The organism is Mycobacterium paraense, from assembly GCF_002101815.1.
Lineage (GTDB): Bacteria > Actinomycetota > Actinomycetes > Mycobacteriales > Mycobacteriaceae > Mycobacterium > Mycobacterium paraense.
Map to the genome: position 1 here is coordinate 1 of NZ_LQPM01000048.1, position 7,688 is coordinate 7,688.

Annotated in this window: 6 protein-coding genes and 1 pseudogene; 1 reads left to right on the forward strand and 6 read right to left on the reverse strand. The window is 70.0% G+C overall.

Translation table 11 applies throughout. The features are described from left to right. The 3 genes from AWB89_RS25470 to AWB89_RS25480 all read right to left on the reverse strand — a co-directional run. Nucleotides 1–1,968, reverse strand: a 1,968-nt coding sequence (locus AWB89_RS25470; protein ID WP_085177459.1) for a PE family protein, incomplete at its 3' end; no start/stop codon positions are given. A gap of 95 nt (nucleotides 1,969–2,063) precedes the next feature. After that, nucleotides 2,064–2,930: a cyclopropane mycolic acid synthase family methyltransferase gene (locus AWB89_RS25475; protein ID WP_085102152.1), complete on the reverse strand. Its 867-nt coding sequence runs from the start codon at nucleotides 2,928–2,930 to the stop codon at nucleotides 2,064–2,066. Between the two features lie 113 nt (nucleotides 2,931–3,043). Further along, a complete protein-coding gene (locus AWB89_RS25480; protein WP_085177461.1) occupies nucleotides 3,044–4,024 on the reverse strand; it encodes a glycoside hydrolase family 6 protein in 981 nt (326 codons plus the stop codon). Between the two features lie 87 nt (nucleotides 4,025–4,111). Between AWB89_RS25480 and AWB89_RS25485 the strand changes: the two genes are divergently transcribed. After that, nucleotides 4,112–5,014, forward strand: coding sequence for a TPM domain-containing protein (locus tag AWB89_RS25485; protein WP_085177463.1), 903 nt, complete (start codon nucleotides 4,112–4,114; stop codon nucleotides 5,012–5,014). Between the two features lie 12 nt (nucleotides 5,015–5,026). Here AWB89_RS25485 and AWB89_RS25490 read toward each other — a convergent pair whose 3' ends face one another. The 3 genes and pseudogenes from AWB89_RS25490 to AWB89_RS27400 all read right to left on the reverse strand — a co-directional run. Continuing rightward, on the reverse strand, nucleotides 5,027–5,383 hold the full coding sequence (locus tag AWB89_RS25490; protein ID WP_241519444.1) for a DUF732 domain-containing protein: 357 nt from the start codon (nucleotides 5,381–5,383) through the stop codon (nucleotides 5,027–5,029). 83 nt (nucleotides 5,384–5,466) lie between these two features. Continuing rightward, nucleotides 5,467–7,218, reverse strand: a complete 1,752-nt coding sequence (locus AWB89_RS25495) for an MFS transporter (protein WP_085177465.1) — start codon at nucleotides 7,216–7,218, stop codon at nucleotides 5,467–5,469. Nucleotides 7,219–7,436: 218 nt separating this feature from the next. Next, nucleotides 7,437–7,688: pseudogene (locus AWB89_RS27400) on the reverse strand (hypothetical protein); the annotation flags it as partial.

Consider the following 7,688-nt stretch of genomic DNA (forward strand, 5'->3'; position numbering starts at 1 on the left):
GCCGCCGGCCCCGCCGTCGGACTGGATGGACGAGCCGCCGACCCCGCCGGTACCGCCGCCGGCGCCGAACAGCCCACCGAGCGGCCCGGCGTTTCCGCCGGCCCCGCCCGCGCCGGGTCGCAAGCCGCTGGTCGTCTGACCGGTCAATCCGCCGGGGCCCCCGACCCCGCCGGAGCCGAACAACCCGCCGGCCCCGCCGGCTCCGCCGCCCCCGCCGTTGCCGTCGGGTCCAGCGGTGGCGGCGCCGACGCCGCCGGCCCCGCCGAGACCGCCGTTACCGAAGATCCATCCGCCGTGTCCGCCCATGCCGCCGGCCCGGCCGGCACCGGAGGCCCCGAACCCACCGGCCCCGCCGACGCCACCGCTGCCCAACAGCCCGGCCGGGCCGCCGGGCCCGCCCGGCACGCCGTTTGCGCCGGAGCCGCCGGCCCCGCCGTCGCCGAGCAGCCACCCGCCGGCCGTCCCGCTGGCCCCGCTGCCCGCGGCGCCGCTGACGCCGTTGCCGATCAGCGGCCGCCCGGTCAGGGCGACGCTGGGCGCGTTGATCACGTTCAAAGCCGCCGCCGGCAGTAACAGGCCGTTACCACCTGCGGCGCCGTTGCCGCCGGCCGGCCCGCCGAGTCCGCCGATGCCACCGGACCCGCCGATGCCGAGCAGCACGGCCCTGCCGCCGGGTCCGCCGGCGCCGCCGGCGAAGCCGGTTGCGCCCTGTGCGCCCGCGCCACCCGCACCGCCGTCGCCGGCCAGCAGGGCGCCGGCGCCGCCGGCCCCACCGGCGCCGCCGGCCCCGGCCGACGCGAACCCACCGGCCCCGCCGATCCCGCCGAAACCGATCACGCCGGCGTCACCGCCGGCCCCGCCGTGGCCGCCGGTGCCGCTGCCGAAGGTGTTGCCGCCGGCGCCGCCGGAGCCGGCCGAGCCGAGCAGCCAGCCGGAGTGGCCGCCGGTACCGCCGGCCCCGCCGTCGCCGCTGAAGCTGGTGCCGCCGACACCGCCGGGACCGCCGTTACCCACCAGCAGGGCTCCGGCGCCCCCGGGTCCGCCGGCCCCGCCTGCCCCGGTACTGCCCAACCCGCCGGTGCCGCCCGCGCCGCCCGCACCGACCAGCATGCCGCCGGCTCCGCCGGCCCCACCCGCACCGCCGGTGTCCCCGGCCCCGCCGACGCCGCCCGTGCCGCCGCCGGCACCCAGCAGTCCGCCGAACAGCCCACCGGCCCCGCCGGCCCCGCCGACACCGCCGGTCCCGGACGACGAGAACCCGCCGACCCCGCCGGGCCCGCCGGCGCCGAATAACCCGCCGGCTCCGCCGAGTCCACCGGTTCCGCCGGGCCCGGCCGACGAAGACCCGCCGGTTCCGCCCGCTCCGCCGGTGCCCAACAGCCATCCGCCGTGTCCGCCCGGGCCGCCGGCCGCGCCGGTGCCGCCGGCCCCACCGGCGCCGCCGATGCCGATCAGCCCCGCGGGCCCGCCGGCCCCGCCACCGCTACCGGCCGCCCCGGATCCGCCGGACCCGCCCGAACCGAGCAGCCAGCCGCCGGCACCGCCGGGTGCGCCCGTGCCGGGGGCCCCGTTGGCGCCGTTGCCGATCAGCGGGCGCCCGGTGAATGCCACGCTGTAGGCATTCGCCGCGTCCAGCAGGTTCTGCTCGATGGCTTGCAGGTTCGGGAGTTGCAGAAACGCTGCGCTGGTTGCTTCGGCGGCCCCGTATGAACCCGCGCCGCCACTCAACGCCTGCGCGAACTGCTGCTGAAACGCGACGGCCTGGGCGCCCAGCGTCTGATACGTCTGCGCATAGTTGCCGAACAACCGCGCGATCGCGGCCGACACCTCATCGGCGGCCGCCGCCGCGATCCCCGTGGTCGACGGCGCCCACGTTGCCGAGGCTTCTTTTATCGCCTCCCCGATCCCACTCAAATCCGCCGAGGCCGCGGCCAAGGCCTCGGGTGCTGCGATCAGGAAAGCCGACATCTGCGACTCCCATCGGGTTCAACGGGGCGACTCGGACCGCTAACTCTATTGAATGGAACCCAGGAATGTGAAGCATTCTGAGCCCGACACGACGACTACTTCCGCAGCGTGAATTGGTTGAGATCGGTGTAGCCCTTGCGGAACAAATTGGCGCAGCCGGTCAGGTATTTCATGTACATGTCGTAGACCTCTTCGGACTGAATCTCGATGGCTTCGGCTTTGTGCGCCTCGAGGCCCGCGGCCCACACGTCCAGGGTCTTGGCGTAATGGCGCTGCAGCGATTGGCGGCGCTTGAGCTTGAAGCCGGCCTTCGCAGAGAACTCCTTGACCATGTCGATGGTCGGCAGGAAGCCGCCGGGGAAAATTTCGGTTTTCATGAAGTCGCTGAATTCGACGATCGCCGGGGTGAGCGGCAAGCCGGACTCGATGATCTCCTTCTCCGACAGGACGGTGATGGTGTGCAACAGCATCGTGCCGCCGCTCGGCAACAGCTCATAAGTTCGTTCGAAGAAGGCGTCGTAGCGGTCGTAGCCGACATGCTCGAACGGGCCGATCGCCACGATCCGGTCCACCGGCTCGTGAAACCGCTCCCAGCCCTCGAGCAGCACCCGCTTGGAGCGCGGGCTGTCCGACGCGGCGAACAGCTGCTCGACGTGCGCGACCTGGTTTTTGGACAGCGTGATGCCGACGACGTTGACGTCATACTTCTCGATGGCTCGCATCATGGCCGCGCCCCAGCCGCAGCCGAGGTCCAGCAGTGTCATGCCGGGCTGCAAGCCCAGCTTGCTCAGCGAGAGGTCGATTTTGGCGATCTGCGCCTGTTCCAGGGTCATGTCGTCGCCGCCGAGCCAGTAGGCGCACGTGTACATCTGGGTGCGGTCGAGGAAGAGGCGGAAGAAGTCGTCGGAGAGGTCGTAGTGCGCTTGCACGTCCTCGAAATGCGGCGTCAGCTCCTCGGACATCCTCATTGCCTCCAATCCCTGTGCGGCTAGGGCTTTGTGGATCGACCCACCCGGAGGTGACCGTCGCTTGAGGTTACGACGACGCCCGTCGTCCTTGCCACAGACGCGCGCTACTAGCCGCCCGCGTGAGCCAGATCGATGGCGTACTGATTGACGAAGGTGCCCGCCGGCGGATCACCTTTGTCGCAGGTTCCGTCGGATTCACCGGGACGCTTGATCCAGAGGTAGGCGTCGGCGTGCGCCCCCGAGGTGGCGGTGGTCGGCGGGGTGCCCAGCCCCCGGCCGCTGGGGTTGCACCAGTTGAGCCCGGAGTCGGGCGCCGGTCCGGCGCCGTTGCGCGACGTGTCGATCACGTAGTGCGAACCGTTGGTGAGCCCGGAAATCGCCTCGCCGTAACCGATTTCGTCGCCGGTGGTGTAGAAGTTCGCGGTGTTGAGGCTGAAACCCCGCGCCCGGGCGATGTCGACCTTGTTGAGCCTGGCGGCCATGTCCTCGGCGCTATGCCAGCGCAGGTGGCCACCGTCGACGTAGACGGCCGTGCCCGGATTGCGCGTCAGCGTGTCGACGGCGTAGCGAATCAGGTCGTAGCGTTCCTGGCGCTGGTCGGCCGACAGGCAGTCGGCCATGGCCAGGGCATCGGGTTCGAGGATGATCGCCGTCCGGGTGGCGCCGACGCTGGAGGCGATGCCGTCGATCCACCCCCGGTAGTCGTCGGCCGTCGCCATGCCGCCCGCGGCGAAGCTGCCGCAGTCGCGGTGCGGGATCCCATAGATCGCCAGCACCGGGATGGCGCCGGCGGCCGCCGCGTCGCCGGTGTACTTCGCGACCGTCCCCGCCGAACCGCCCGGGACGACCCAGTAGGCCTGTGGGGTGTTGGCGATGGCGGTCAGCTCGGGGCTCGGCGGATCGGCGTGCTGCGCGGCGCGCATGGCCGCGGAGTTGGGATTGACGTAGAAGGGCATGCCGGCCAACGGATTGGCGTTGTCGGCCAAACGCACCGCCGGGTCGACGAGAGGGCTCGTTCCGACGACGGCCGCAACCGCGAGGAGAGGGGCGATCCACCGCGCGACTGCACTAGCAGCTGAGAACGTCACCCCAGGCAAAGTAGTGCATCCAGCGCCGGTCGCCGACGGCAGGTGATGCTGCGCCCGGCACCGCCGACGGCGGGCTAGATTACCCGTATGCGGGTTGTTCGCCTGTTCGGTGCGGTTCTGGCGATTCTCACGGCGGGGTTACTGCTGGCAACCCCGGCCGGCGCGCAACCGCCGTCCAAGATCACCGATCACATCACCGACAACACCGGGGCGTTGACGGACTCGGGCCGGGCGGCGGTCAGCTCGGCCGTCGACCGGCTGTACCGCGACCGGCACATCCAACTGTGGGTGGTCTACGTCGACAACTTCTCCAGGTTCAAGCCGGACAACTGGGCGAACCAGACCCGCAGCGCCAGCGGCATGGGCGACCACGACGCGCTGCTGGCCGTGGCCACGAACACCAAGTCGTACGTTTTCGACGTGCCGGGCCTGTCGGCAACCGAGTTAAACACCTTGCGCAGCAACCAAATTGATCCGGCGATCAATGCCAAGGAATGGAGCATCGCCGCGGTCGCCGCGGCCGACGGGCTGGACAAATCGGCAAGCTCGGCCACCCCGTCGAAGCGCAACTGGGTGCCGATTGCCGTGATCGTGGCGGTGGCCGTCGTCGCGGTGCTGGTGCTGGCTCTGTTGCTCTATCGCGCGCGCCGCCGCCGGCGCGCCGCGCGCGGCGACGGGCAGGTCAGCATCGAGGGAAGCGATCGGTCGTTGGGGCCGGCGTTGTCCACCGCGGACGCCAGGGTCCGCCAGATCTCGGACTACGCGGCCAGGCATCGGGGGAGCATCGGGACCGAAGCCCAGGCCCGATTGGAAGACGCCAAGCGGCATCTGGCAGCGGCGCGCGGGACGCAGGCAACGAACGAGGCCGACGCGATCGCGTATGCCAACAGGGCATCGACGCTGGCCGCTGAGGCGCAAACGCTGGCCAACAACGACGTGCTCGCCGCGCACGGCACGTCACGGCGCCGAGGCACCACATCGAAACGCTGATCGGTGGGCGCGTCAGGTGCACAGCGTGGGCGCGTCGCACACATTGCCCGGGCAGTAGGTGTTGTGTGCGGCGTTGACCAAGGTTCCGACGTCCAACAACGTCACGCCCCGCGCATTTAAGTGGGCGTGAATGTCGTCGGCGATCTGTTGCGGCGTCCAACCCCACGTGAGGTCGTAGCAGACCAGATGCGCCTCTCCGATGAGCGCCTCTTCCGTGTTGGGTGGCCAGCTAAGACCGACGGCGCGCAGTTGAGCGAGGTACGCCTCGTCGGCGGGGGTGGTGGCGGTCGCGACCGCGGAGCTACTGACCAGGGCAGCGCCGGCCAGCACGGGAACGGTGAGCATTGAGAGCCAGCGCGGTGAGGACATTGATGCGGCTCCATTCGTTATATGGCGATGCCGTTAGCACGAACATGGCGAATGGTAGCCGTGCGCAACGCAAATCGCGCGGCTCATTCTGGCCGGGCCTGCTCGACCTCGTCCCCGTATCGTCCGGGATTGACCAGCGACGCCAGCGCGCCGGTGAGCATCATGACCGCCGCCGCGACGAATACCACCGTCAGTCCGGCGTGGAACGGCCCCGAGATCAGGTCCGGGAAGAACGATTTGCCGGTGAGCACGTTGGCGTTGACGCCCGGTTGCTGCAGTGCGCCCGATCGTGCGAGCAACTCGCCGATGGGGTTGTAACCCAGAAACGCCGCGAACAGGCTGCCCACCGGCGGCAGATTGGCGACGTCCTGCGCGACGGCCGCCGGTACGCCCTGCTGTTGGAGTCCGCTGCTCAGCGCCTGCGGCAGTGTGTGCGCCAGCCCAATGACCATCAGCGAGAAGAAGACTCCGATCGACAGCGCCGAGCCGGCGTTGAAGAACGTCGCCCGAACACCGGATGCGGCTCCTCGCTGCGCGGCGGGCACGCTCGACATGATCGCGGCGGTGTTGGGCGCGGTGAAGACGCCGCCGCCCAGCGCGTTCAGGAAAGTCAGCACCGCGAAAACCCGGTAGTCGAAATCCACCGGGATCATCAGCAGCCCGATGAACGTGGCGGCCATCAGCAGCATCCCGCCGACGGCGAACGGGCGCGCGCCGAAGCGGTCCGCCAGCCACCCCGCGACCGGCGCGGCGATGAGGAACCCGACGGTCGCGGGCAACAGGTAGATGCCCGACCACAGCGGCGTCGACTCGAAGCTGTACCCGTGGAGCGGCAGCCAGATGCCCTGCAGCCAGATGATGAGCATGAACTGCAGGCCGCCGCGGCCCATCGACGACATCAGGTTGGCCACGTTGCCCATCCCGAAAGCCGTCGAGCGAAAGAGCCGGATGTCGACCATCGGCTGCGGGGCCCGCAACTCGATGACGCAGAACGCGATCAACAACAAGACGCCGACGGCGATCGAGCCCAGCACCCACGGGTTCGTCCAGCCCGTTGCGTGGTTCCCGTACGGCTGAATGCCGTAGGTGATGCCCACCAGGATGACGGTCAAGCCGACGCCGAATGTCACTGTGCCGGGCCAGTCCAACGGCCCGGGTGTGCGCACGCCGATCTCGTGTAGCGAGCGCATGCCCCAGACGGTGCCGAGCAAGCCGATCGGTACGCCGACCCAAAAGATCGCGCGCCAGTCCCACCCCGCCAGCAGCCCCCCGATCATCAGGCCGAGGAACGAGCCGGCCACCGCCGCGACCATGTTGAATCCGAGCGCCATGCCGCGCTGATTGCTGGGGAACGCGTCGGTGAGGATGGCCGCCGACAACGCCATCAGGATCGCGCCGCCGATGCCCTGGATCACGCGCCAGCCGATCAGCCACAGCGCGCCGCCGCCGAGGTGGAAGGGGTCGAACGACAGGGCAATCGCCGCGACGGTGAACACCGCGAAGCCGAAGTTGTAGATGCGCACCCGGCCGAACATGTCGCCGAGTCGCCCGACGAATACGACCAGGACCGCGGTGACGACGAGGTAGCCCATCAGCATCCACAGCAGAAAGCCGATGTTCGCCGGGGCGAGCGGGTCCAGGCCGATCCCGCGGAAGATGGCGGGCAAGGAGATCAGCACGATCGACGCGTTGATCATCGCCAGCAGCATGCCCAGCGTCGTGTTCGAGAGGGCGACCCACTTGTAGTGCGGATGGTCGCGGTCCCATCGGAGCCGACGCCCGTTCGCCGGGGACGGGGCCAGGGTCGGGTCGGTCGCGGCGAGGCTGTCCGCCATCTATATCTCAGCCGTCATCAGTCATGCCCTACCCGTTGAGCCAGAGTTACTTATCTAGACATACAAACAAACGGGTAGCGACGGGCGAGAACTGGCCACGACAATGGTGTCGGAGGTCGACTGATATAGCAGCCTCAATAATGAGCCGGCCCTGGAATTAGGGTTTTCTGCTGTTTGCGACAACCGTTGCGGCCCAGGGCAATCAGGGCCGACCGGCGCTAGGGCAATCCGGTGATGCCGCTGTGGCCGAGCGGTCCGGCAAAGCCGCCGTGACCGCCGGGCCCGCCGTCGCTGCCGTTTCCGCCGTTCCCGCCGTTTCCGATGAGCACGGCGTTGCCACCGTTCCCCCCGCTGGCGGGCGCGGCGCCGGTTCCGGCGTTACCGCCGTCGCCGCCGCGGCCGAAGATTCCGCTGGGACCGCCGTCGCCCCCGGCGCCGCCCCCGCCCAGCATCTTGACGTTGCCGCCGGA